21 protein-coding genes are annotated in these 24,120 nt (G+C 58.4%); 18 read left to right on the top strand and 3 right to left on the bottom strand.

The features are described 5' to 3' along the window. The first annotated feature begins 100 nt into the window (after positions 1 to 100). Positions 101 to 469: a hypothetical protein gene (locus KSS91_RS20640; protein WP_015096195.1), complete on the top strand. Its 369-nt coding sequence runs from the start codon at positions 101 to 103 to the stop codon at positions 467 to 469. A 126-nt stretch (positions 470 to 595) separates the two neighbouring features. Here the strand turns inward: KSS91_RS20640 and KSS91_RS20635 are convergent, their stop codons facing one another. Next, positions 596 to 2,191, bottom strand: a complete 1,596-nt coding sequence (locus KSS91_RS20635) for a glycoside hydrolase family 17 protein (protein ID WP_217835959.1) — start codon at positions 2,189 to 2,191, stop codon at positions 596 to 598. 288 nt (positions 2,192 to 2,479) lie between these two features. Between KSS91_RS20635 and KSS91_RS20630 the strand changes: the two genes are divergently transcribed. The 3 genes from KSS91_RS20630 to KSS91_RS20620 all read left to right on the top strand — a co-directional run bounded on the left by KSS91_RS20630 (position 2,480) and on the right by KSS91_RS20620 (position 5,538). After that, complete coding sequence (locus tag KSS91_RS20630) at positions 2,480 to 3,331, top strand: glycine betaine ABC transporter substrate-binding protein (RefSeq protein ID WP_015096193.1); 852 nt, start codon at positions 2,480 to 2,482, stop codon at positions 3,329 to 3,331. Positions 3,332 to 3,571: 240 nt separating this feature from the next. After that, positions 3,572 to 3,883, top strand: coding sequence for a DUF485 domain-containing protein (locus KSS91_RS20625; RefSeq protein ID WP_007971395.1), 312 nt, complete (start codon positions 3,572 to 3,574; stop codon positions 3,881 to 3,883). Next, complete coding sequence (locus KSS91_RS20620) at positions 3,880 to 5,538, top strand: cation acetate symporter (protein WP_015096192.1); 1,659 nt, start codon at positions 3,880 to 3,882, stop codon at positions 5,536 to 5,538. The genes KSS91_RS20625 and KSS91_RS20620 overlap by 4 nt, the downstream gene beginning before the upstream one ends. A 1,002-nt stretch (positions 5,539 to 6,540) precedes the next feature. Here KSS91_RS20620 and gltA read toward each other — a convergent pair. Then, complete coding sequence (gltA, locus tag KSS91_RS20615; RefSeq protein WP_007977501.1) at positions 6,541 to 7,830, bottom strand: citrate synthase; 1,290 nt, start codon at positions 7,828 to 7,830, stop codon at positions 6,541 to 6,543. 363 nt (positions 7,831 to 8,193) lie between these two features. Here gltA and sdhC point away from each other — a divergent pair, with 363 nt between their 5' ends. The 12 genes from sdhC (at position 8,194) to KSS91_RS20555 (ending at position 22,631) form a co-directional block, all read left to right on the top strand. Beyond that, positions 8,194 to 8,568 carry a succinate dehydrogenase, cytochrome b556 subunit gene (gene sdhC / locus KSS91_RS20610; RefSeq protein WP_015096190.1) on the top strand — a complete coding sequence of 125 codons (375 nt, stop codon included), beginning with the start codon at positions 8,194 to 8,196 and terminating at the stop codon, positions 8,566 to 8,568. Continuing rightward, on the top strand, positions 8,562 to 8,930 hold the full coding sequence (sdhD, locus tag KSS91_RS20605; RefSeq protein WP_007977503.1) for a succinate dehydrogenase, hydrophobic membrane anchor protein: 369 nt from the start codon (positions 8,562 to 8,564) through the stop codon (positions 8,928 to 8,930). Before sdhC ends, sdhD begins: the two co-directional genes overlap by 7 nt. A gap of 3 nt (positions 8,931 to 8,933) precedes the next feature. Further along, the gene (sdhA, locus tag KSS91_RS20600; RefSeq protein WP_015096189.1) at positions 8,934 to 10,706 is read left to right on the top strand and encodes a succinate dehydrogenase flavoprotein subunit; all 1,773 of its coding nucleotides are present in this window, start codon (positions 8,934 to 8,936) and stop codon (positions 10,704 to 10,706) included. Positions 10,707 to 10,717: 11 nt separating this feature from the next. Continuing rightward, the gene (locus KSS91_RS20595) at positions 10,718 to 11,422 is read left to right on the top strand and encodes a succinate dehydrogenase iron-sulfur subunit (protein WP_003223007.1); all 705 of its coding nucleotides are present in this window, start codon (positions 10,718 to 10,720) and stop codon (positions 11,420 to 11,422) included. A 253-nt stretch (positions 11,423 to 11,675) separates the two neighbouring features. Continuing rightward, the gene (locus KSS91_RS20590; protein WP_015096188.1) at positions 11,676 to 14,507 is read left to right on the top strand and encodes a 2-oxoglutarate dehydrogenase E1 component; all 2,832 of its coding nucleotides are present in this window, start codon (positions 11,676 to 11,678) and stop codon (positions 14,505 to 14,507) included. Positions 14,508 to 14,549: 42 nt separating this feature from the next. Further along, complete coding sequence (gene odhB, locus KSS91_RS20585; protein ID WP_217835958.1) at positions 14,550 to 15,767, top strand: 2-oxoglutarate dehydrogenase complex dihydrolipoyllysine-residue succinyltransferase; 1,218 nt, start codon at positions 14,550 to 14,552, stop codon at positions 15,765 to 15,767. A 98-nt stretch (positions 15,768 to 15,865) separates the two neighbouring features. Further along, positions 15,866 to 17,302 (top strand): dihydrolipoyl dehydrogenase, encoded by a 1,437-nt coding sequence (gene lpdA / locus KSS91_RS20580; protein ID WP_007977515.1) that lies wholly within the window; start codon positions 15,866 to 15,868, stop codon positions 17,300 to 17,302. Between the two features lie 181 nt (positions 17,303 to 17,483). Next, positions 17,484 to 18,650, top strand: a complete 1,167-nt coding sequence (gene sucC / locus KSS91_RS20575) for an ADP-forming succinate--CoA ligase subunit beta (RefSeq protein ID WP_003223015.1) — start codon at positions 17,484 to 17,486, stop codon at positions 18,648 to 18,650. Beyond that, positions 18,650 to 19,531, top strand: coding sequence for a succinate--CoA ligase subunit alpha (gene sucD / locus KSS91_RS20570; RefSeq protein WP_003223019.1), 882 nt, complete (start codon positions 18,650 to 18,652; stop codon positions 19,529 to 19,531). The genes sucC and sucD overlap by 1 nt, the downstream gene beginning before the upstream one ends. A 401-nt stretch (positions 19,532 to 19,932) precedes the next feature. Beyond that, on the top strand, positions 19,933 to 21,246 hold the full coding sequence (gene brnQ / locus KSS91_RS20565) for a branched-chain amino acid transport system II carrier protein (RefSeq protein WP_015096185.1): 1,314 nt from the start codon (positions 19,933 to 19,935) through the stop codon (positions 21,244 to 21,246). A 246-nt stretch (positions 21,247 to 21,492) separates the two neighbouring features. Beyond that, positions 21,493 to 22,230, top strand: coding sequence for a DUF599 domain-containing protein (locus KSS91_RS20560; protein WP_015096184.1), 738 nt, complete (start codon positions 21,493 to 21,495; stop codon positions 22,228 to 22,230). Further along, positions 22,230 to 22,631, top strand: coding sequence for an MAPEG family protein (locus tag KSS91_RS20555; RefSeq protein ID WP_015096183.1), 402 nt, complete (start codon positions 22,230 to 22,232; stop codon positions 22,629 to 22,631). Before KSS91_RS20560 ends, KSS91_RS20555 begins: the two co-directional genes overlap by 1 nt. A gap of 67 nt (positions 22,632 to 22,698) precedes the next feature. Here KSS91_RS20555 and KSS91_RS20550 read toward each other — a convergent pair whose 3' ends face one another. Then, positions 22,699 to 22,962: a hypothetical protein gene (locus KSS91_RS20550; RefSeq protein ID WP_217835957.1), complete on the bottom strand. Its 264-nt coding sequence runs from the start codon at positions 22,960 to 22,962 to the stop codon at positions 22,699 to 22,701. 159 nt (positions 22,963 to 23,121) lie between these two features. On the opposite strand from KSS91_RS20550, the gene KSS91_RS20545 reads away from it, so the two are divergent. Together KSS91_RS20545 and KSS91_RS20540 are read left to right on the top strand one after the other, a co-directional pair. After that, on the top strand, positions 23,122 to 23,598 hold the full coding sequence (locus KSS91_RS20545) for a PaaI family thioesterase (RefSeq protein WP_217835956.1): 477 nt from the start codon (positions 23,122 to 23,124) through the stop codon (positions 23,596 to 23,598). Further along, a complete protein-coding gene (locus KSS91_RS20540; protein WP_217835955.1) occupies positions 23,595 to 24,047 on the top strand; it encodes a PaaI family thioesterase in 453 nt (150 codons plus the stop codon). Before KSS91_RS20545 ends, KSS91_RS20540 begins: the two co-directional genes overlap by 4 nt. Positions 24,048 to 24,120 lie beyond the last annotated feature (73 nt).

The raw sequence follows: 24,120 nt of genomic DNA, 5'->3' as shown, positions 1-24,120 counted from the left end.
ACTTTGCAGCGATTGAATGCCCAGTTAACAGTTGTTATCGCTTGCGAAACGCTTAAGGGCGATTAAGCTGGCCGCCGTTTTTCGCCAATTGGAGTGTTTCATGTCCCGCCACCTGCCCGTGATCCTGCTGCTTGTTTTGTTGCCTGTATGGCTGGCCGCCAGTTATGGCGCACGTTATGGCTTCATGGAGGATGCACAGTGGGTCGGCATTTGCGTGGATGAGGCGAGCCGTTGGGAATGCCAGGTGCGTTCGAACCTGGGTCTGATGATTCACTTCGCAGTCCTGGGATGGGTTGCGTTGGCGGCTGCGATCGTCGGCTTCGTTGTTCCGGGGCGGGCAGGGTGGTGGCTGGCGGTGCTGGCGCTGGTGTTCGGGTTTCCGGCATTGGCGTTGTACAACACGACGCTGGCGGTGTTTGCGGTGGTGATTGCGGGGTTGCGGTTGGTCAGGGCTTCCCGCAGCGCCTGATAGTTCGCTATCGCGAGCAAGCTCGCTCCCACAGTGGATCTTCAGTGAACACAAAATCCGTGTGCGACAAAGATCAATTGTGGGAGCGAGCTTGCTCGCGATGAGGCCGGTCGGGTCAATGCAACATCAAGCTGTGCGAACCCGCAAGCAGCGCCACAACGCCGCCACCATCATCACACTCACCAGCGCCCAGCCCCAGGCCTGCTGGTTCAGCAAACCTTCACGAAACAGTTGCGGTGCAATGCCGGCGCCAATGATGAAGGTCAGCAGGGCGATTTCCCGGCGCGGCACGCTCACCGGGCGGCACAGGTAGACCAGCGCCGGCACGATGAACGCCACGCTCGGGAAGCTGCGATAGCGCGGGTCGAATACCAGTTCCAGCATCATCACGGCCGCCGCGAAACCTGCCGTTGCAACCAGCCAGCCAGCACGGCGCTCCAGTAAATCGAAAGCCTGCCCGCGCCACCCGTCACGTGGACTCAGTGTCAGTGCTGCATGGGCCAGCACCAGCAGATTCAGCACGGTCAGCAACCCGACCCACAGCCATTCACTGGTGAAGCGAGTGGTGACGCGTGCCAGGTCGCCCCAGGCACCAATCGAGCAAGCGGCCACTGCGCCGAGCAGTGGCAGCACCAGCGCCGCTCGCGTCGTGCGAGTCCGGCCGCCAAGCAGCAGGGTACCGATAAAGATCAGGCCGCCCACCACCAGCCATTGCGACCAGTACGGGACGTTTGTCACTGGCCCGGCCAGCACGCCCTTGTCCTGGCGATCGGCATCGAACAGTCCCCAGTAGCCGCCGACCGCGCCTTCACTGGCGCGCTTCCATGGCTGGTCGAAGGCTTCGATCAGGTTGTAATGCCAGCCTTGCTGCTCGGCCATGGCGACAAAACCACGAATGAATTTGGCTTCATTGACCCTGCTCGGCAGGGCGGTTTCGCGCTGGCGGCCTTCGCTCGGCCAGCCGGTTTCGCCGATCAATACGTCCTTGGGTGCGAATTTGTTGCCGAACACCTGACGCACTTCGGCCACATGCTGCAGGGCGGCGTCGATGTTCGATGGGTCGTCCTCCCAGTAAGGCAGCAAATGGATGGTCAGGAAGTCCACGGCAGGGGCAATTTCAGGGTGCTTGAGCCAGAACTCCCACACGTCGGCATAGGTGACGGGCTGTTTGACCTGGCTCTTGACCTTGTTGATCAGCTTGGCCAATTGCGCACCGGTGACTTCCTTGCGCAGCAGGGTTTCGTTGCCGACGATCACTGCGCTCACCACATCCGGGTTGGCGTTGGCCGAAGCGATCAGCAGGTCGACTTCTTTTTCCGTGTCCACCGGGTTGCTGTTGACCCAGGCGCCGATCATCAGCTTCAAGCCGTGTTTGCGCGCAAGGTCCGGCAGGGCTTCAAGGCCGGTCATGGAATAGGTGCGGATGCACTCGAAACGGGTCGCCAGCAACGCGAGGTCGGCGTCCATGCGCTCGGGGCGCAGCTTGAAGGGTTGGTCGAACGGCGATTGATCCTTGTCGAACGGCGTATAGGACGCGCATTGCAGCTTGTGCGTGGCGCTGGTCGCGTCCGGCAGGATCACCGGTTTGCCGAGGCCGTACCAGAAGCCGCCAAGGGCGAACAGCCCGAGCAGGCAAGCGAATAGATAAGCAGCAAGAGGGAAGCGGTATGTCGCGGACATGGTCAGGCCGTGTGGGAGCAAAGCGGCGCATGTTACCTGCATTTACCGCGTGCTTGGTGGCCTGCATGATTTTGACATGCAAAGTTCGGGCGGTTTGGCAGGCGCGTTTTCCGTGGTCAGGATTAATGGCTTTCTGATGTCGTTTCTCGATGCCTTGAGGTCGCTGGCAGAGCAGGTCGCGATGAGCGTCAGGTTGATCATCGAAGGCGTCAGTACTCCGCTGATGTCGGGACGAGTTTGCTGTGAGGCGTGATGGGGGCGCTGTGCACCATAACTATACGTTTAAGCGACTCGGCATCCGTCGAGCGCAGCACTTTCGGGGAAGTAACGATGAAGATGCGACGACTCTTGGGCGCAGGTGCCGCTTTGGTGCTGGCGATCAGCTCTACCGTGGCCAGTGCCGCCGGAAAGGAAGTGACGATCGGTTACGTTGACGGCTGGTCGGACAGCGTTGCCACGACCAACGTGGCCGCTGAAGTGATCAGGCAGAAACTCGGTTATGACGTGAAGTTGCAAGCCGTTGCCACCGGGATCATGTGGCAGGGCGTGGCGACCGGCAAACTCGACGCCATGCTGTCGGCCTGGCTGCCGGTGACCCACGGCGAATACTGGACGAAGAACAAGGATCAGGTCGTCGATTACGGCCCGAACTTCAAGGACGCAAAAATCGGATTGATCGTGCCGGAGTACGTCAAAGCCAAGTCGATCGAGGACCTGAAAACCGACGACACCTTCAAGAATCGCATCGTCGGCATCGACGCCGGTTCAGGCGTGATGCTCAAGACCGACCAGGCAATCAAGGACTACGACCTGACCGGTTATCAACTCAAGGCCAGTTCCGGTGCCGGCATGATTGCCGAGCTGACCCGTGCCGAGAAGAAAAACGAATCCATCGCCGTCACCGGCTGGGTACCGCACTGGATGTTCGCCAAGTGGAAACTGCGCTTCCTCGAAGATCCGAAAGGCGTGTATGGCGCGGCAGAAACCGTGAACAGCATCGGCAGCAAAGGGCTTGAGGCCAAGGCACCGGAAGTGGCCAAGTTCCTGAAGAACTTCCAGTGGGAATCCAAGGATGAAATCGGCCAGGTGATGCTGGCTATTCAGGATGGTGCCAAACCTGAAGCCGCGGCGAAGGACTGGATCGCCAAGCACCCTGAGCGCGTGGCTGACTGGACCAAATAACAGTCGCGTCGCTTTAAATTGTGGGAGCGGGCTTGCTCGCGAAAGCGGTCTGACAGTCAACTTTGATAGTGACTGATACGGCCTCTTCGCGAGCAAGCCCGCTCCCACATTGATTTGTGGTGTGCTGATAATTGGCGAAAACGTCATGTCGTTCTAAGACTAAGGTCGTCTGGAACCTGCCCCGCAGCCGCATAGAGTGGATACCGTTCCAACTCAATCTGTGCTGCGAGGATAAAAACAATGAACGACAGCATTTACCTCTCGATTCAAAACAGCCCGCGCTTCAAGGAGCTGGTTAGCAAGAGGGAACGATTCGCCTGGATTCTTTCGGCGATCATGCTAGGGCTTTACTCCGGATTCATTCTTCTGATTGCCTATGGGCCGCAGGTGCTTGGGGCGAAAATCAACCCTGAGTCCTCGATTACCTGGGGCATACCGATTGGCGTCGGGCTGATTGTTTCGGCGTTCGTCCTGACCGGTATCTACGTACGACGCGCCAATGGCGAGTTTGACGACCTGAACAATGCGATTCTCAAGGAGGCTCAGCAATGATCCGCCGTCTAATGGCTCTTTTGAGCATCGCAGCCTTCGCGCCTGGTGCCTGGGCAGCTGAAGCCCTGACCGGTGCCGTACAGAAGCAACCGCTTAACGTGTCCGCGATCGTGATGTTTGTCGCCTTCGTCGGTGCCACCCTGTGCATCACCTACTGGGCCTCCAAGCGTAACAAGTCGGCTGCCGACTACTACGCCGCTGGCGGCAAGATCACCGGGTTCCAGAACGGCCTGGCGATTGCTGGCGACTACATGTCGGCGGCGTCTTTCCTGGGTATTTCCGCGCTGGTGTTCGCTTCAGGCTACGACGGGCTGATCTATTCGATCGGTTTCCTGGTGGGCTGGCCGATCATTCTGTTCCTGATTGCCGAGCGCCTGCGTAACCTGGGCAAGTACACCTTTGCCGACGTGGCGTCCTACCGCCTGGGGCAAACCCAGATCCGTTCGCTGTCCGCCTGCGGTTCGCTGGTGGTGGTGGCGTTCTACCTGATCGCCCAGATGGTGGGTGCCGGCAAGCTGATCCAGCTGTTGTTCGGCCTCGATTACCACGTCGCGGTGATTCTGGTGGGCGTGCTGATGTGCCTTTATGTGTTGTTCGGCGGCATGCTGGCGACCACCTGGGTGCAAATCATCAAGGCTGTTCTGCTGCTGTCCGGCGCTTCCTTCATGGCGCTGATGGTGATGAAGCACGTCAACTTCGACTTCAATATGCTGTTTTCCGAGGCGATCAAGGTTCACCCTAAAGGTGAAGCGATCATGAGCCCGGGCGGTCTGGTGAAAGATCCGGTATCGGCGTTCTCCCTCGGGCTGGCATTGATGTTCGGTACCGCGGGTCTGCCGCACATCCTGATGCGCTTCTTCACCGTGAGTGATGCAAAGGAAGCTCGCAAGAGTGTGCTGTACGCAACCGGCTTCATTGGCTACTTCTACATCCTGACCTTCATCATCGGTTTCGGCGCGATCCTGCTGGTCAGCACCAATCCGGCCTTCAAAGACGCGGCCGGCGCGTTGCTCGGCGGTAACAACATGGCGGCGGTGCACCTGGCCAATGCGGTTGGTGGCAGTATCTTCCTGGGCTTCATCTCGGCCGTGGCGTTCGCGACCATTCTGGCGGTAGTCGCTGGCCTGACCCTGGCGGGTGCTTCGGCGGTGTCCCACGATCTGTATGCCAGTGTGATCAAGAAGGGCAAGGCCAACGAAAAGGATGAGATTCGCATTTCGAAGATCACCACCGTTGCCTTGGCTGTGCTGGCCATCGTTCTGGGCATTCTGTTCGAAAGCCAGAACATCGCGTTCATGGTGGGCCTGGCGTTCTCCATCGCGGCGAGCTGCAACTTCCCGGTACTGCTGCTTTCCATGTACTGGAAAAAGCTGACCACTCGCGGCGCGATGATCGGCGGCTGGATGGGCCTGATCAGTGCAGTAGGCCTGATGGTCCTTGGTCCGACCATCTGGGTGCAGATCCTGCATCACGAGAAGGCTATCTTCCCGTATGAGTACCCGGCGTTGTTCTCGATGATGATTGCCTTTGTCGGGATCTGGTTCTTCTCGGTCACTGACAAGTCGACTGCGGCTGACAATGAGCGGGCGCTGTTCTTCCCGCAGTTTGTTCGTTCGCAGACTGGCCTTGGGGCGAGCGGGGCGGTATCGCACTAAGTCTTGATGCTTTGATATAGCTGGCGATGTTTTATGAAGTGCTCCGGTCGAGAGATCGGGGCACTTTTTTATTGTGCGTTAATCGACCTGAATTTTGCGGATGTACCGATTTACTGTGGGAGCGGGCTTGCTCGCGAAGGCGGTCTGTCAGCCGACCTGTCTCTTGTTGACCGTGTACATATCCATTGCTGCGGTAACGGCGGCTTATGGTTTCGCCCTTACGGCGACTCCCTTTTTTACAAGCGCCTAAAAAAGGAAGCAAAAAACGCTCGCCCCGAACGTACGGCCCCTCGCTGAGGCTCGGGGTACCTTCGCTCCGGTATTCATCCGGGGGCATTGCCCTCCGGTCGGCTTCGCTTCGACCTACATGCAATGAGTTCGACTGCGTCGAACGGCGCTGCGCGCCCATCCCCGGATGAACACCTGCGCTCAGCCTTCCGAGGGGGCGGGTGGATCAAGATCAAGAGCTGCAGGCGAGCTAACGCTCGGCCTGATGAGTGGTGAAGAGCTAAGATGTACGCCGACCTGCCTTTGCTCTTCTGTGGGAGCGAGCTTGCTCGCGATGGCGGCCTTTCAGCCGGCCGAAATCTCGCGGATCCAAGCCAGCAAACAGGCCGGCCGGTAGGCCGCCTCGGGCGTTGTTGCGGTACACGCCCCCTCGTGAGGCCGAGCGCAGGTACTGCGCAGTGGGCAACCCGGCATGGATGCCGGGTTAGCCGCCCCCGGCCATGGATGGCCGATGGCGGCGGGCCCACGGAGCAGGACCGGAGCGAGGGCATGCCGAGCCACAGCGAGGCACCGAATGTAAGGGGCAAAAGCGTTTGGTTACTTGGCGCTTTTCCAAGTGACCCGCCGTAAGGGCGGAACCAATAGCGGCCGTAACCGCAGAAACGGATATGTACACCATCAAAAAGCCGCACAAACAAAAACGGCCTCCTGCTCTTTATATAAAAAGCAGAGGCCGTTCCCGGTACAACTCAACGCGCTACAGCAAGACAGATCTTACTTGCGGTCTTCCAGCTTGGTGATGTCACGCGACTCGTAGCCGGTGTACAGCTGGCGCGGACGGCCGATCTTGTACGGGCTGGAGAGCATTTCTTTCCAGTGGGAGATCCAGCCGACGGTCCGCGCCAGGGCGAAGATCACGGTGAACATGCTGGTTGGAATGCCGATCGCCTTGAGGATGATCCCCGAGTAGAAGTCGACGTTCGGGTACAGCGAGCGCTCGATGAAGTACGGGTCGGTCAGGGCGATCTCTTCCAGGCGCATGGCCAGTTCGAGTTGCGGATCGTTCTGGATGCCCAGTTCCTTCAATACTTCGTCGCAGGTCTGCTTCATGACGGTGGCGCGCGGGTCGCGGTTTTTGTAAACGCGGTGACCGAAGCCCATCAGTTTGAACGGATCGTTCTTGTCCTTGGCCTTGGCGATGAACTTGTCGATGTTCGAAACATCGCCGATTTCATCGAGCATGGTCAGTACGGCTTCGTTTGCACCGCCGTGGGCAGGGCCCCACAGTGCGGCGATGCCGGCAGCGATACAGGCGAACGGGTTGGCGCCCGAGGAACCCGCCAGGCGCACGGTGGACGTCGAGGCGTTCTGCTCGTGGTCGGCATGGAGGATGAAGATCCGGTCCATGGCCTTGGCGAGTACCGGGCTGATCGGTTTGATCTCGCACGGGGTGTTGAACATCATGTGCAGGAAGTTTTCCGCGTACGACAGGTCGTTGCGCGGGTACATCATGGGTTGGCCCATGGAGTACTTGTAAACCATCGCTGCCAGGGTCGGCATCTTGGCAACCAGGCGGATCGCGGAGATTTCGCGATGCTGCGGGTTATTGATGTCCAGGGAGTCGTGGTAGAAGGCCGAGAGGGCGCCGACTACGCCACACATGACGGCCATCGGGTGGGCGTCGCGACGGAAACCGTTGAAGAAGGTCTTCAACTGCTCGTGAACCATGGTGTGGTTTTTCACGGTGCTGACGAACTGGGCCTTCTGTTCTGCGGTCGGCAGTTCGCCGTTGAGCAGCAGATAGCAGGTTTCCAGGTAGTCCGACTTTTCAGCCAGCTGTTCGATCGGGTAGCCGCGGTGCAGCAGGATGCCGTTGTCGCCGTCGATATAGGTGATCTTCGATTCGCACGAGGCGGTCGACATGAAACCTGGGTCAAAAGTGAAACGGCCCGTGGCCGTCAGGCCCCGAACATCGATAACATCGGGACCAACGGTGCCGGTTAAAATGGGCAGCTCGACGGGGGCTGCGCCCTCGATGATCAACTGCGCTTTTTTGTCAGCCATGTGGCCTCCTATTTATGCTTGAAATCATCAGACAGACCCCCCACGCAGGGCCCGCACCACTATAGTGAGATAAATTCGAATGTCAATTTGCCTAAAGTCTTGCTCCAGAAGGCTTTAACCGGACTTTTTTCTCGAAATTGGCTGCCATTTACGCCTTTTATGTCAGTTGCGCAATCAGCTGTTTGGGTTAGGTCTTTGCGTTGTCATTAGTAGCCTAACTGTCTATACTCGGCCACCGACCGCCAGGGGCTTTTGGGCCTGCTTTATTGGGGGTCGCATCCCTGGGTGGTGGTTACCTGACCAGTGCACTCCCCAACAACTTTGCCCTGATTGTTAGGGGCTCTTCAGTGTGAAAAAAAAGCCGTGAAAAGCCAACGACCTGTAAACCTAGACCTAAGGACCATCAAACTCCCCATCACCGGCGTTACGTCGTTTCTTCACCGTGTTTCCGGCATCATCCTCTTCCTGGGCCTTGGCTTCATGCTTTATGCATTGGGCAAATCCCTGGGTTCCGAGGAAGGTTTTGCCGAGGTGAAGGCATGCTTGACCAGCCCGCTGGCCAAGTTCGTAGCATGGGGCCTCCTGTCCGCTCTTCTGTATCACCTGGTAGCCGGTGTGCGCCACTTGATCATGGATATGGGCATCGGTGAGACGCTGGAAGGCGGCCGCCTGGGCTCGAAAATTATCATCGCCGTTTCCGTGGTGTTGATCGTTCTGGCAGGAGTTTGGATATGGTAACCAGCGTTACGAACCTTTCGCGTTCCGGTCTTTATGACTGGATGGCGCAACGTGTGTCTGCGGTCGTTCTCGCGGCTTATTTCATCTTCCTGATCGGATACCTCGCAGCGAACCCGGGCATTGGCTACGACCAATGGCACGGCCTGTTCGCCCACAACGGGATGCGTATCTTCAGTCTGCTGGCCCTCGTTGCCCTGGGCGCTCACGCCTGGGTCGGCATGTGGACCATCGCGACCGACTACCTGACGCCAATGGCGCTGGGCAAGTCCGCGACTGCAGTACGTTTCCTTTTCCAGGCAGTATGCGGCGTTGCGATGTTCGCTTACTTCGTCTGGGGTGTGCAGATTCTCTGGGGTATCTGATTCATGGCTAACATTCCAACGATTTCTTTCGACGCCATCATTATTGGTGGTGGCGGTGCCGGCATGCGCGCAGCGCTGCAACTGGCACAAGGTGGTCACAAGACTGCCGTGATCACCAAAGTGTTCCCGACCCGTTCGCACACTGTATCCGCCCAGGGCGGCATCACCTGCGCGATCGCGTCTGCGGATCCGAACGATGACTGGCGCTGGCACATGTACGATACCGTCAAGGGTTCCGACTACATCGGTGACCAGGACGCTATCGAATACATGTGTCAGGAAGGCCCGGCCGCCGTTTTCGAACTGGACCACATGGGTCTGCCGTTCTCGCGTACCGAACAAGGCCGTATCTATCAGCGTCCGTTCGGTGGCCAGTCCAAGGACTACGGCAAGGGCGGCCAGGCTGCGCGTACTTGCGCTGCCTCCGACCGTACCGGTCACGCACTGCTGCACACCCTCTATCAGGGCAACCTGAAAGCCGGTACCACGTTCCTGAACGAGTACTACGCTGTCGATCTGGTGAAGAACGGCGAAGGCGAGTTCGTCGGTGTGATCGCGATCTGCATCGAAACCGGTGAAACCACCTACATCCGCGCCAAAGCCACCGTGCTGGCGACCGGCGGTGCAGGCCGTATCTACGCGTCGACCACCAACGCCCTGATCAACACCGGTGACGGCGTTGGCATGGCGCTGCGTGCCGGTGTACCGGTACAAGACATTGAAATGTGGCAGTTCCACCCGACCGGTATCGCCGGCGCCGGTGTACTGGTTACAGAAGGCTGCCGTGGTGAAGGTGGATACCTGATCAACAAGCACGGCGAGCGTTTCATGGAGCGTTATGCTCCGAACGCCAAAGACCTTGCCGGTCGTGACGTTGTTGCCCGTTCGATGGTTAAAGAGATCATCGCCGGCAACGGTTGCGGTCCGAATGGCGACCACGTGATGCTCAAGCTCGACCACCTGGGCGAGGAAGTGCTGCACAGCCGTCTGCCAGGCATCTGCGAACTGTCGAAGACTTTCGCACACGTTGACCCGGTGGTTGCTCCGGTTCCGGTTGTTCCGACCTGCCACTACATGATGGGCGGCGTTGCCACCAACATTCATGGCCAGGCGATCACCCAGAACGCCGAAGGCGTCGACCAGATCATTCCTGGTCTGTTCGCTGTGGGTGAAGTGGCTTGCGTATCGGTTCACGGTGCCAACCGTCTGGGCGGCAATTCGCTGCTCGACCTGGTGGTATTCGGCCGTGCTGCCGGCCTGCACCTGGAAAAGGCGCTGACCGACGGTATCGAGTACGACGACGCTACCGAAGCCGACATCGAAGCTGCCCTGTCGCGTCTGAACGCACTGAACAACCGTACTGATGGCGAAGACGTGGCTACCCTGCGTCGCGAGCTGCAAAGCTGCATGCAGAACTACTTCGGTGTATTCCGTACCGGCGAATACATGCAGAAAGGTATTGCCCAGCTGGCTGAGCTGCGCAAGCGCATTGCCAACGTGAAGATCAACGACAAGTCGCAGGCGTTCAACACTGCCCGTATCGAAGCGCTGGAACTGCAAAACCTGCTGGAAGTGGCCGAAGCTACCGCTATCGCTGCTGAAGTTCGCAAAGAGTCCCGCGGCGCTCACGCCCGTGAAGACTTCGAAGATCGTGACGACGAAAACTGGCTGTGCCACACCCTGTACTTCCCGGGTGACAAGCGCGTCACCAAGCGTGCCGTGAACTTCTCGCCGAAGACTGTTCCGACTTTCGAACCTAAAGTCCGGACTTATTAAGGGTGACCGCCATGTTGCAAGTCAGTGTATATCGTTACAACCCTGATCAGGACGCTGCGCCGTTCATGCAGGAATTCCAGGTCGATACCGGTGGTAAAGACCTGATGGTGCTGGACGTGCTGGCCCTGATCAAAGAGCAGGACGAAGGTTTCTCCTATCGTCGCTCTTGCCGTGAAGGTGTTTGCGGTTCCGACGGCATGAACATCAACGGCAAAAACGGCCTGGCGTGCATCACGCCGCTGTCTGCCGTCGTAAAAGGTAACAAGTTGATCGTTCGTCCTCTGCCAGGTTTGCCGGTTATCCGTGACCTGGTCGTCGATATGAGCATCTTCTACAAGCAATACGAGAAGGTTAAGCCATACCTGCAGAACGACACGCCGGCTCCGGCCATCGAGCGTCTGCAGTCCCCTGAAGAGCGTGAAAAGCTGGACGGTCTGTACGAGTGCATCCTGTGCGCTTGCTGCTCGACTTCCTGCCCGTCCTTCTGGTGGAACCCGGACAAGTTCCTGGGTCCGGCTGCCCTGCTGCAAGCGTACCGCTTCCTGGCAGACAGCCGTGATACCAAGACGTCCGAGCGTCTGGCTTCGCTGGATGACCCGTTCAGCGTATTCCGCTGCCGCGGGATCATGAACTGCGTCAACGTATGTCCGAAAGGCCTGAACCCGACTAAGGCCATCGGTCACATCCGTAACATGTTGCTCTCGAGCGGCGTGTGATTCAGCTGCTGTACCCGCTGTACCCGTAGATGCTGCGGCGCAGGCTTCAACCGGCGCCGTAGTTTTAACCTGAGCAGCAGCTTAAAAGGCTGCGGCTCTTATTTTGAAGAAATGAGACAAGCAGGGGCATCCGGGCTGGTACCCGGACTATCAGTGTGATCCTAGTGGCTTGTTTTGGTCGCTGCATTCGGACTTCTGCAAGTTTGCTCGGTGTCGACACCGGTGGTGTTCCCCTAACCGAGGGTGACCAAGCATGCAAGAAAGCGTGATGCAGCGCATGTGGAACAGTGCCTACCTATCCGGTAGTAACGCTGCCTATGTGGAAGAGCTTTATGAGCTCTACCTGCACGACCCTAACGCTGTGCCAGAAGAGTGGCGCACCTACTTCCAGAAGTTGCCTGCTGACGGCAACTCTGCCACCGATGTTTCGCACTCCACAATTCGCGATCATTTCGTCTTGCTGGCAAAGAACCAGCGCCGCGCCCAACCGGTTTCCGCCGGCAGCGTGAGCAGTGAGCACGAGAAGAAGCAAGTTGAAGTGCTGCGATTGATCCAGGCCTACCGTATGCGTGGCCACCAGGCAGCCCAGCTTGACCCGCTGGGACTGTGGCAGCGTCGTGCACCTACAGACCTGTCGATCAATCATTACGGCTTGACCAATGCCGATCTTGATACGACCTTCCGTGCCGGCGACCTGTTCATCGGCAAAGAGGAAGCGAGCCTACGCGAAATTCACGAAGCGTTGCAGCAGACATATTGCCGCACCATCGGCGCCGAGTTCACGCATATCACCGATTCCGAGCAGCGCCAGTGGTTCCAGCAGCGTCTGGAAAGCGTGCGCGGCCGTCCGACGTACTCCGCCGACATCAAGAGCCACCTGCTCGAGCGCGTGACCGCCGGTGAGGGCCTGGAAAAATACCTGGGCACCAAATACCCGGGTACCAAGCGTTTCGGTCTGGAAGGCGGCGAAAGCCTGATTCCGATGCTCGACGAGCTGATCCAGCGTTCCGGTTCCTACGGCACCAAGGAAATCGTCATCGGCATGGCCCACCGTGGCCGTCTGAACGTGCTGGTCAATACCTTCGGCAAGAACCCGCGCGAGCTGTTCGACGAGTTCGAAGGCAAGAAGAAGGTCGAGCTCGGTTCCGGTGACGTGAAATACCACCAGGGCTTCTCGTCCAACGTGATGACCACCGGCGGTGAAGTTCACCTGGCGATGGCGTTCAACCCGTCCCACCTGGAAATCGTTTCCCCGGTGGTCGAAGGTTCGGTTCGCGCCCGTCAGGATCGTCGCAACGACCCGACCGGCGAGAAGGTTCTGCCGATCTCCATCCACGGTGACGCTGCTTTCGCAGGTCAGGGCGTGGTCATGGAAACCTTCCAGATGTCGCAGACCCGCGGTTTCAAGACCGGCGGTACCGTGCACATCGTGATCAACAACCAGGTCGGTTTCACCATCAGCAACCCGCTGGACTCGCGTTCCACCGAGTACGCGACCGACGTTGCGAAAATGATCCAGGCGCCGATCCTCCATGTGAATGGTGATGATCCGGAAGCCGTATTGTTCGTGACCCAGCTGGCCATCGACTACCGCATGCAGTTCAAGCGTGACGTGGTGATCGACCTGGTCTGCTACCGTCGTCGCGGCCACAACGAGGCCGACGAGCCAAGCGGCACCCAGCCTCTGATGTATCAGCAGATCACCAAGCAGCGCACCACCCGTGAGCTGTATGCCGATCGCCTGACTCAGGCCGGTGTGCTGGATGCAGAGCGTGTTCAGGCGAAAGTCGACGAATACCGCAACGCGCTGGACAACGGTCTGCACGTTGTGAAGAGCCTGGTCAAAGAGCCGAACAAGGAACTGTTCGTGGACTGGCGTCCGTACCTGGGTCACACCTGGACCGCGCGTCACGACACTCGCTTCGATCTGAAGACCTTGCAGGAACTGTCCGCCAAGCTGCTGGAAATCCCGGAAGGCTTCGTGGTTCAGCGCCAGGTTGCCAAGATCTACGAAGACCGCCAGAAGATGCAAGCCGGTGGCCTGCCGATCAACTGGGGTTACGCCGAAACCATGGCGTACGCGACCCTGGCGTTCGAAGGTCACCCGATTCGCATGACTGGCCAGGACATCGGCCGCGGTACGTTCTCGCACCGTCACGCTGTCCTGCACAACCAGAAAGACGCGGGCACCTACATCCCGCTGCAGAACCTGTACGACGGTCAGCCGCGTTTTGACCTGTACGACTCGTTCCTGTCCGAAGAAGCGGTATTGGCGTTCGAGTACGGTTACTCGACCACCACGCCGAATGCCCTGGTTATCTGGGAAGCCCAGTTCGGCGACTTCGCCAACGGCGCCCAGGTCGTAATCGACCAGTTCATCACCAGTGGCGAGCACAAGTGGGGCCGTCTGTGCGGTCTGACCATGCTGCTGCCGCACGGTTATGAAGGTCAGGGTCCGGAGCACTCCTCGGCTCGTCTGGAGCGTTACCTGCAGCTGTGCGCCGAGCACAACATTCAGGTGTGCATGCCGACGACGCCGGCTCAGATCTACCACTTGCTGCGCCGTCAGGTGATTCGCCCGCTGCGCAAACCACTGGTAGTCCTGACTCCGAAGTCGCTGTTGCGCCACAAGTTGGCCATCTCGACGCTGGAAGATCTGGCCGAAGGTTCGTTCCAGACCGTCATCCCGGAAATCGATGCCCAAGACCCGAAAAAGGTCGAGCGCGTTGTTCTGTGTAGCGGCAAGGTCTACTACGACCTGCTGGAAAAACGCCGTGCCGAAGGTCGTGACGACATCGCCATCGTGCGTATCGAGCAGCTGTACCCATTCCCTGAGGACGACTTGAAAGAAGTCCTGGCTCCTTATACCAACGCCAAACATGCCGTCTGGTGTCAGGAAGAGCCGATGAACCAGGGTGCGTGGTACTGCAGCCAACACCACATGCGTCGCAGCATCAGCAACCTCAACAAGTCTCTCGTACTCGAGTACGCGGGCCGTGAGGCTTCTGCTGCACCAGCATGCGGTTACGCATCGATGCACGCCGAACAGCAGGAAAAACTGCTGCAAGACGCCTTTACTGTTTAACGCCTTCGCGCACCTGAAACCGAATTTAAGGAACCACAGACAATGGCTATCGAGATCAAAGCCCCCACTTTCCCGGAATCGGTTGCCGATGGCACCGTTGCCACCTGGCACAAACAACCGGGCGATGCGGTCAAGCGCGACGAACTGATCGTCGACATCGAAACCGACAAAGTCGTGCTGGAAGTGCTGGCTACTGCTGACGGCGTGCTGGGCGCTATCGTCAAGAACGAAGGCGACACCGTTCTGTCCGACGAAGTCCTGGGCTCCATCGTTGAAGGCGGCGCTGCTGCCGCTCCGGCTGCCGCTGCTGCTCCGGCCGCTGCTGCCGCAGCTCCGGCTGCCGGCGCTGACGAAGACGCTATCGCCGCTCCAGCCGCTCGCAAGCTGGCCGAAGAGAACGGCATCAACCTGGCTTCCGTCAAAGGCACCGGCAAAGATGGCCGTGTCACCAAGGAAGACGTGGTTGCCGCTGTCGAAGCCAAGAAAGCCGCTCCTGCTGCCGCACCTGCCAAGGCGGCTGCTCCGGCTGCCGCTGCTCCTGTGTTCGCTGCTGGCGACCGCATCGAGAAGCGCGTGCCGATGACCCGCGTTCGTGCCACCGTGGCCAAGCGTCTGGTTGAAGCCCAGTCGAACATGGCGATGCTGACCACTTTCAACGAAGTCGACATGACCGAAGTCATGGCGCTGCGTTCGAAGTACAAGGACCTGTTCGAGAAGTCCCACAACGGTGTGCGCCTGGGCTTCATGTCCTTCTTCGTGAAAGCGGCTACCGAAGCACTGAAGCGCTTCCCGGCTGTCAACGCCTCGATCGACGGCGGTGACATCGTTTACCACGGCTACGCTGACGTCGGCGTTGCAGTTTCCAGCGATCGCGGCCTGGTTGTACCGGTTCTGCGTAACGCCGAACTGATGAGCCTGGCTGAAATCGAAGGCGGCATCGCCACCTTCGGCAAGAAAGCCCGCGACGGCAAACTGTCGATGGACGAAATGACCGGTGGTACGTTCACCATCACCAACGGCGGTACTTTCGGTTCGATGATGTCGACCCCGATCGTCAACCCGCCACAAGCCGCCATCCTGGGCATGCACAACATCATCCAGCGTCCTATGGCCATCAACGGTCAGGTCGTTATCCGTCCGATGATGTACCTGGCACTGTCCTACGATCACCGCCTGATCGATGGCAAAGAAGCTGTGACCTTCCTGGTGACCATCAAGAACCTGCTGGAAGATCCGGCTCGTCTGTTGCTGGATATCTGATAGAAGCAGCCATGAGCTGCAAGCCCGTGCTGTCGGAAAACCCGCAGCCTGGCTTGCCGCTCGCGGCTTGAAGCTTTTCGCTAAAGAGGATTTTTTGAATGTCGCAGAAATTTGACGTAGTAGTGATCGGCGCTGGCCCTGGCGGCTATGTGGCTGCCATCAAGGCCGCCCAGCTTGGTCTTTCGACGGCCTGCATCGAGAAGTACACCGACAAGGAAGGCAAACTGGCTCTGGGCGGTACTTGCCTGAACGTCGGCTGCATTCCATCCAAGGCCCTGCTGGACAGCTCGTGGAAATTCCACGAAGCCCAGGACGGTTTCGCGATCCACGGTATCAATCACGCTGGCGTGACCATGGACGTACCAGCGATGGTCGGCCGTAAAGCCAACATCGTCAAAGGCCTGACCTCCGGCGTTGCGACCCTGTTCAAAGCCAACGGTGTGACCTCCATCCAGGGTCACGGCAAGCTGCTGGCCGGCAAGAAAGTCGAAGTCACCAAGCCTGATGGCTCGGTAGAAATCATCGAAGCCGAAAACGTCATCCTGGCACCAGGTTCGCGTCCGATCGACATTCCGCCAGCTCCGGTTGACCAGAATGTGATCGTCGACTCCACCGGCGCCCTGGAATTCCAATCCGTTCCAAAACGTCTGGGCGTGATCGGCGCTGGCGTGATCGGTCTGGAACTGGGTTCGGTCTGGTCGCGTCTGGGTGCAGAAGTGACTGTCCTGGAAGCCCTGGACACCTTCCTGATGGCAGCTGACACCGCTGTTTCCAAGGAAGCGCTGAAAACCCTGACCAAGCAAGGTCTGGACATCAAGCTGGGCGCTCGCGTCACCGGTTCCAAAGTGAACGGCGACGAAGTCGTGGTGAACTACACCGATGCCAACGGCGAACAGAACATCACTTTCGACAAGCTGATCGTAGCCGTTGGTCGCCGTCCGGTGACCACTGATCTGTTGGCTGCCGACTGCGGCGTGACCCTGGACGAGCGTGGTTTCGTGCACGTTGACGATCACTGCGCCACCACCGTACCGGGCGTTTACGCCATTGGCGACGTGGTTCGCGGCATGATGCTGGCGCACAAGGCGTCCGAAGAAGGCATCATGGTTGTCGAGCGCATCAAGGGCCACAAGGCCCAGATGAACTATGATTTGATCCCGTCGGTTATTTATACTCACCCGGAAATCGCGTGGGTTGGTAAAACCGAGCAGGCCTTGAAAGCCGAAGGCGTTGAAGTTAACGTCGGCACCTTCCCGTTCGCAGCCTCCGGCCGTGCCATGGCTGCCAACGACACCGGTGGTTTCGTCAAGGTCATCGCAGATGCCAAGACAGACCGCGTACTGGGCGTCCACGTGATTGGCCCAAGCGCTGCCGAACTGGTTCAGCAGGGCGCGATCGGTATGGAATTCGGCACCAGCGCTGAAGACCTGGGCATGATGGTTTTCTCCCATCCGACCCTGTCTGAAGCCTTGCACGAAGCTGCTTTGGCAGTGAATGGCGGCGCCATCCACATCGCCAACCGCAAGAAGCGTTAAGAGATAATAAGAAACCACGGCGGTTTGGCCCGTCGTGAGCCTTGCATGCAAGACTCACCGCGGAATATCCGCTGGACGCAGTCTTGCATAGCTCAGCTATGCAAGCAGCAGTCACAGGTGGTGCGGCACTTGAATAAGTGCAGCACCGAATGCGCAGTACCTAACGAAGACGGTAATAAGCATGAATCTTCACGAGTATCAGGGTAAGCAGCTGTTCGCTGAGTACGGCCTGCCAGTATCCACCGGTTACGCGGTAGACACCCCGGAAGCAGCAGCAGAAGCTTGCGACAAAATCGGCGGCAGCGAGTGGGTTGTCAAAGCCCAGGTCCACGCCGGTGGTCGCGGTAAAGCGGGCGGCGTAAAGCTGGTTCGCAACAAAGAAGACGCCAAAGCCTTCGCACAGCAGTGGCTGGGCAAGCGTCTGGTGACTTACCAGACTGACGCCAATGGTCAGCCAGTCACCAAGATCCTGGTTGAATCGTGCACTGATATCGCTAAAGAGCTGTACCTGGGCGCTGTCGTTGACCGTTCGAGCCGTCGCATCGTGTTCATGGCTTCCACCGAAGGTGGCGTGGACATCGAGAAAATCGCTCACGACACTCCAGAAAAAATTCTGAAGGCCACTATCGATCCACTGGTTGGCGCTCAGCCATTCCAGGGTCGCGAACTGGCTTTCCAGCTGGGTCTGGAAGGCAAGCAAGTTGCCCAGTTCGCCAAGATCTTCGTAGGTCTGGCCAAACTGTTCCAGGATCACGATCTGGCCCTGCTGGAAGTGAACCCGCTGGTGATCAAGGCTGACGGCGATCTGCACTGCCTGGACGCCAAGATCAACATCGACGCCAACGCCATGTACCGTCAGCCTAAGCTGAAGACTTTCCACGATCCGTCGCAAGACGATCCGCGCGAAGCGCACGCTGCCAAGTTCGAACTGAACTACGTAGCGCTGGAAGGCAACATCGGTTGCATGGTCAACGGTGCTGGCCTGGCCATGGGTACCATGGACATCGTCAACCTGCATGGCGGCAAGCCAGCCAACTTCCTCGACGTGGGCGGCGGTGCTACCAAGGAACGCGTTACCGAAGCGTTCAAGATCATCCTGTCCGACACTAACGTCGCAGCAGTACTGGTCAACATCTTCGGCGGCATCGTTCGTTGCGACATGATTGCCGAAGGCATCATCGGCGCGGTGAAAGAAGTCGGCGTGAAAATCCCGGTTGTTGTTCGCCTTGAAGGCAACAACGCTGAGCTGGGCGCTAAAGTACTGGCAGAAAGCGGTTTGAACATCATCGCTGCTACCAGCCTGACCGACGCTGCTCAACAAGTCGTTAAAGCTGCGGAGGGCAAATAATGAGCGTCCTGATCAATAAAGACACCAAAGTTATCTGCCAGGGTATTACCGGTTCGCAAGGTAGTTTCCACACCCAGCAAGCCATCGAGTACGGCACCAAGATGGTTGGTGGTGTAACTCCAGGCAAAGGCGGCACCGAGCACCTGGGTCTGCCAGTGTTCAACACCGTTAAAGACGCAGTCGCTGCCACTGGCGCTACCGCCAGCGTGATCTACGTTCCGGCTCCTTTCTGCAAGGACTCGATCCTGGAAGCTGCTTTCGGCGGCATCAAGCTGATCGTCTGCATCACCGAAGGCATTCCTACCCTGGACATGCTGGACGCTAAAGTTAAGTGCGACGAGCTGGGTGTTACCCTGATCGGCCCTAACTGCCCAGGCGTGATCACTCCAGGCGAATGCAAGATCGGCATCATGCCAGGTCACATTCACTTGCCAGGCAAGGTCGGTATCGTTTCCCGTTCCGGCACCCTGACCTACGAAGCTGTGAAGCAGACTACTGACGCCGGTTTCGGTCAGTCGACTTGCGTCGGCATCGGTGGTGACCCGATCCCGGGTTCGAACTTCATCGACATCCTGAAGCTGTTCCAGGAAGACCCGAAGACCGAAGCGATCGTGATGATCGGTGAGATCGGCGGTTCGGCTGAAGAAGAAGCGGCTGCCTACATCAAGGCACACGTGACCAAGCCGGTTGTTTCCTACATCGCTGGTGTGACTGCTCCTCCGGGCAAGCGCATGGGCCATGCTGGCGCAATCATCTCTGGCGGCAAAGGCACTGCAGACGAGAAATTCGCTGCTCTGCAAGACGCAGGCGTTAAAACCGTGCGTTCGCTGGCAGACATCGGCAAGGCCCTGGCCGAGCTGACTGGTTGGGCTGTCAAGTAAGCCTCGTGCTTGGCTGACGCTTTACCAGACAAAGGCCACCTTCGGGTGGCCTTTGTCGTTTCCGGCATTTGTGTTGGCTCTGCTGGCCCCTTCGCGGGCAAGCCCGCTCCCACATTGGAATGCGTCCACCTGTGGGAGCGGGCTTGCCCGCGAAGGCGGACTTACAGACACCAACCATTTATATGCATAAACGCGACACGGAAATGTCGTGTATCGGATAGTTCGCCCTCTAACAGTGCGTTTCTGATCCAAATTCGTTAGGCTACGCGCCATTTTTGCGTCTGCGGCCCACAAGGCACCAACGCGCTAAAAGGGTCGGTCTTATACGGACTGACAGCATTTCCCTCACCCATAGGGAAATCCCTCTCTAAATTCCGATTCAGTAGTGTGGTATTTCCTTAATGAAAGTGTTGAAAGGCCAGGACATCCTGGCACTTGGTTTTATGACGTTTGCCCTGTTCGTCGGGGCTGGCAACATCATCTTCCCGCCTATCGTCGGTTTACAGTCCGGGCCTAATGTCTGGATGGCGGCGCTGGGTTTCCTGGTCACGGCCGTTGGTCTGCCGGTGATCACCGTTGTGGCGCTGGCGAAGGTCGGCGGCGCAATGGATGCCTTGAGCAGCCCGATCGGTAAAGTCGCCGGTGGCCTGTTGGCAGCGGCCTGCTACCTCGCTGTTGGCCCGCTGTTCGCGACGCCACGTACCGCGACGGTATCCTTCGAAGTGGGCCTGGCACCGCTGACCGGCGAGAGCCCGCTGGCATTGTTCCTGTACAGCTCGGTTTACTTCCTGCTGGTGTTCTTCATCTCGCTGTACCCAGGCCGTTTGCTGGATACCGTAGGGCGCTTCCTCGCTCCGCTGAAGATCATCGCCCTGGCCGTGCTGGGCATTGCAGCATTCGCCCTGCCGGCCGGAGACATTGGCCAGGCCACGCCTGAATACGTGGCGGCGCCGTTTTCCCAAGGTTTCATCAATGGTTACCTGACCATGGATACCCTGGGCGCCCTGGTGTTCGGCATCGTCATCGTCAACGCAATTCGCTCCCGCGGCGTCGAGTCGCCAGCACTGATCACCCGTTATGCGATCATCGCCGGCCTGATCGCCGGCGTCGGCCTGGCGCTGGTTTACGTCAGCCTGTTCCGTCTCGGTTCGGGCAGCCATGAAGTGGCCGCTGGTGCTACCAATGGCGCGGCGGTGCTGCACGCTTACGTGCAGCACACCTTCGGTTCGCTGGGCAGTGGTTTCCTGGCCGTGCTGATTTCCCTGGCGTGCCTGGTGACCGCGGTCGGCCTGACCTGTGCCTGCGCCGAGTACTTCAGCCGAGTGCTGCCGCTGTCCTACAAGACACTGGTGATCATCCTCGCGGTGTTCTCGCTGCTGGTGTCCAACCTGGGCCTGACCAAGCTGATTGCGTTCTCGATCCCGGTGCTCACCGCGATCTACCCACCGTGCATCGTTCTGGTGGCGTTGAGCTTCTGCAAGGACTTCTGGCATGAGCAGGGTCGTATCCTCGGCCCGGTCATGCTGGTGTCGTTCCTCTTCGGCCTGATCGACGCCCTCAAGGGTGCAGGCCTGGCGGACTGGATGCCGACGCAAATGGCCCACCTGCCGCTGAGCGAGCAGGGCCTGGCCTGGCTGGTGCCCTCGGTGATGACGCTGGTGGTTGCCGTTGTCTGCGACCGTCTGCTGGGCAAGCGCGAAGAAGCGCTGGCTTAAGCTTTACCGGCCCGTCACAAAACAGAAATGCCCCGTATCAATCGATACGGGGCATTTTTTTTGTGAGGGATGCGGTGTCTTTTGCGTTGAGCTAACGTCGAAGCATTGCAAATCCTGATGTGGGAGCGGGCTTGCTCGCGAAGACGGTGGGTCAGTCAACATCAATGTTGAATGATAAGCCGCCTTCGCGAGCAAGCCCGCTCCCACAGGGATTCGGTACTCCTCTTGCACATCACAAGGACCTGCATGTCGTTCATCCAAGCCAACCTGATCCACATACTTGCCGCAATCTGGTTCGTCATCTGCTGGGGCGGGTACACCCGTTATGCCACTTGGAAAGGCCGTGACACCGCGTGCCTGGCCAGTGTGCTGCACCTCTATCGTGAAGACTGGATGCGCCGCATGCTGCTGCGCGACAACCGCATCGCCGATGCCAGCGTGATCGGCAACCTGGAGCGCAACGCTTCGTTCTTCGCTTCCAGTACGTTGATTATCCTGGCCGGTATTCTCACGGTGCTGGGGGCTTCGGAAAGGGCGGTATCGTTGCTGGCGGATATCCCGATGGTGCAACAGGCGTCCCAGGGCATGTCGGAAATCAAGTTACTGTGCCTGGCGCTGGTGTTTGTCTATGCGTTCTTCACGTTCAGCTGGTGCATGCGCCAGTACAACTTTGCGGCGGTACTGGTGGGGTCGGCGCCAATGGTCGGCGAGCGTCTTGTGTCGGAGCAAGAGCGCAAGGCGTTTGCTTCCCGTGCGGCCCGCGTCATCTCCATGGCCGCCAACCAGTTCAACTTCGGGCTGCGTTCCTACTACTTCGGCATGACCATGCTGGCCTGGTTTGTCAGCCCCTGGTTGTTCATGTTGATGAGTGCCGGCGTGGTATTTGTGTTGTACCGTCGCGAGTTTCATTCCGACGTTCTCGACGTGATGGTCTATACCCCTACAGAGGCGCCATCGCCCGAGGTGATCAAAGAGGCTGCTTGATGAGTGTTCCGTTCTGGTGTGTGTTTATCAGTGCCGTGCTGATTTACGTGGCGCGTATGCCTGTGACCAAGGCCATGAAAGAGCAGGGCGGTTACAACAATCACCTGCCGCGCCAGCAGCAGGGCCAACTCACAGGTTTTGGTGCCCGTGCGCTGGCGGCGCATCAGAATAGTTTTGAAGCCTTCATATTGTTTGCGGTGGGTGTGCTGATGGCGCATACAACGCAGACGGCAGGCTGGCTCATCGATTTGCTCGCGATCATCTTTGTGATCACTCGGGTTATTTATCTGGTGTGTTACTGGAAGGACCTTGCCTGGCAACGCAGCCTGGTCTGGCTGGTGGGATTAATCTGCTCGCTGTTGCTGATGATTAGTCCGACTTTTCGAACGATTTTGCTCTAAGCATTTTTTTGAAGGCAAAAGAAAACCCGCACTTGGCGGGTTTTCTTTTATCACGCTAAAAACCGGATTAGTTCTTAGGCGCTTCCGGAGCGGCTGGAGCGGCCGGAGCAGCCTCTTTTGCCGCTTCCGCGTTCGATTCAGCCTGAGCTTTGGCAGCTTCGGCGTTTTCTTTCGCGGCGTCGTTCACTTTATCCTGAGCTTTGCTCATGTCTTGCTGAGCTTGCTCAGCATGTTTGTTAGCTTCTTGAGCTTTGTCCTCGGATTTTTTATCGCAGGCAGCGAGACCGAGGGAAGCGGTCAACATCAAGGCAATAGCTAAAGTCTTACGCATGGGGTGTTTCTCCTGATGAAAAGCATGTACTGGCATTAAGAGCTCACACATCAGGGTTAAGTTCCTTAATTCTTTCAGATATATAAGTTTTGTTCTAATGCGGAACTTTTACCCCGACTGCCACCGCATTGCACGAACGTAAACAAGAGTGTTTATCAAATGGCTGAGAACCCCGTTTTTGAGCAAGCGAAGCGCTTTTTGTCGGCGCTGCGACATTGTCAGGTACTTGGACTAAGCGTTCACAGCGCCAGCAACGAAGGACTGACGATCGTGCTGCCGTACAGCCCACAGATCGTTGGCAATCCCGAAACCGGCGTGATTCATGGCGGGGCACTGACCTCGCTGATGGACACGGCCTGTGGCATGGCGACGCTCTGTGTGCTCCCGGAGTTCGAAGTCTGTCCGACCCTCGACCTGCGCATCGACTACATGCACGCCGCCGAACCGCACAAGGACGTCTATGGCTTCGCCCAGTGCTACCGGGTCACCACCGACGTGATTTTTGCCCGTGGCTTCGCCTATCAGGATGATCCCGGGCAACCCATTGCCCATGTGATGGGCACATTCATGCGCATGGGCAAGAACATTAAAGGCACCAAGGGCTTTGGTGGCGCGGTTGCCGGAGGTGCGCAATGAGCGAGTCGCTGAAGGATCAATTGCAAAAGGCCCATGAGCAGGGTGATTACGCCTCGCTGCTGGGTTTGATTCCCTATGCCCGGCTGATCGGCGTCGAATGTTCACGGGTGGGCGATGAGCTGCTGTTCAAGCTGCCGGCGAGCAAGGACAACATCGGTAACCCATTGCTGCCGGCGATTCATGGCGGTGTGATCGCCGGGTTCATGGAATTGGCAGCGGCGCTGCACCTGCTGGTGTTTACCGGATCGCCCGGGGTGCCGAAGATCATCGACTTCTCCCTGGATTACCTGCGAGCCGGGCAGTTTCGCGACACCTGGGCCCGATGCCAGGTTTGCCGCCAGGGGCGGCGGGTTGCCAACGTGGCGATTACCGCCTGGCAAAGCACTGAGGCCGAACCCATCGCCACGGCCCGTGCACATTTCAAACTCGAGGAGCCCTTGAAATCCTGAACTCAGCCCCAAACTCTGATGACAACCCGCCGCTGACCCTCAAGGTCGCGGCTTATGCCATCTGATTGGAGTT

The organism is Pseudomonas azerbaijanorientalis, assembly GCF_019139795.1.
Lineage (GTDB): Bacteria > Pseudomonadota > Gammaproteobacteria > Pseudomonadales > Pseudomonadaceae > Aquipseudomonas > Aquipseudomonas laurylsulfatiphila.
This window is presented reverse-complemented; position numbering and strand designations above follow the sequence as displayed.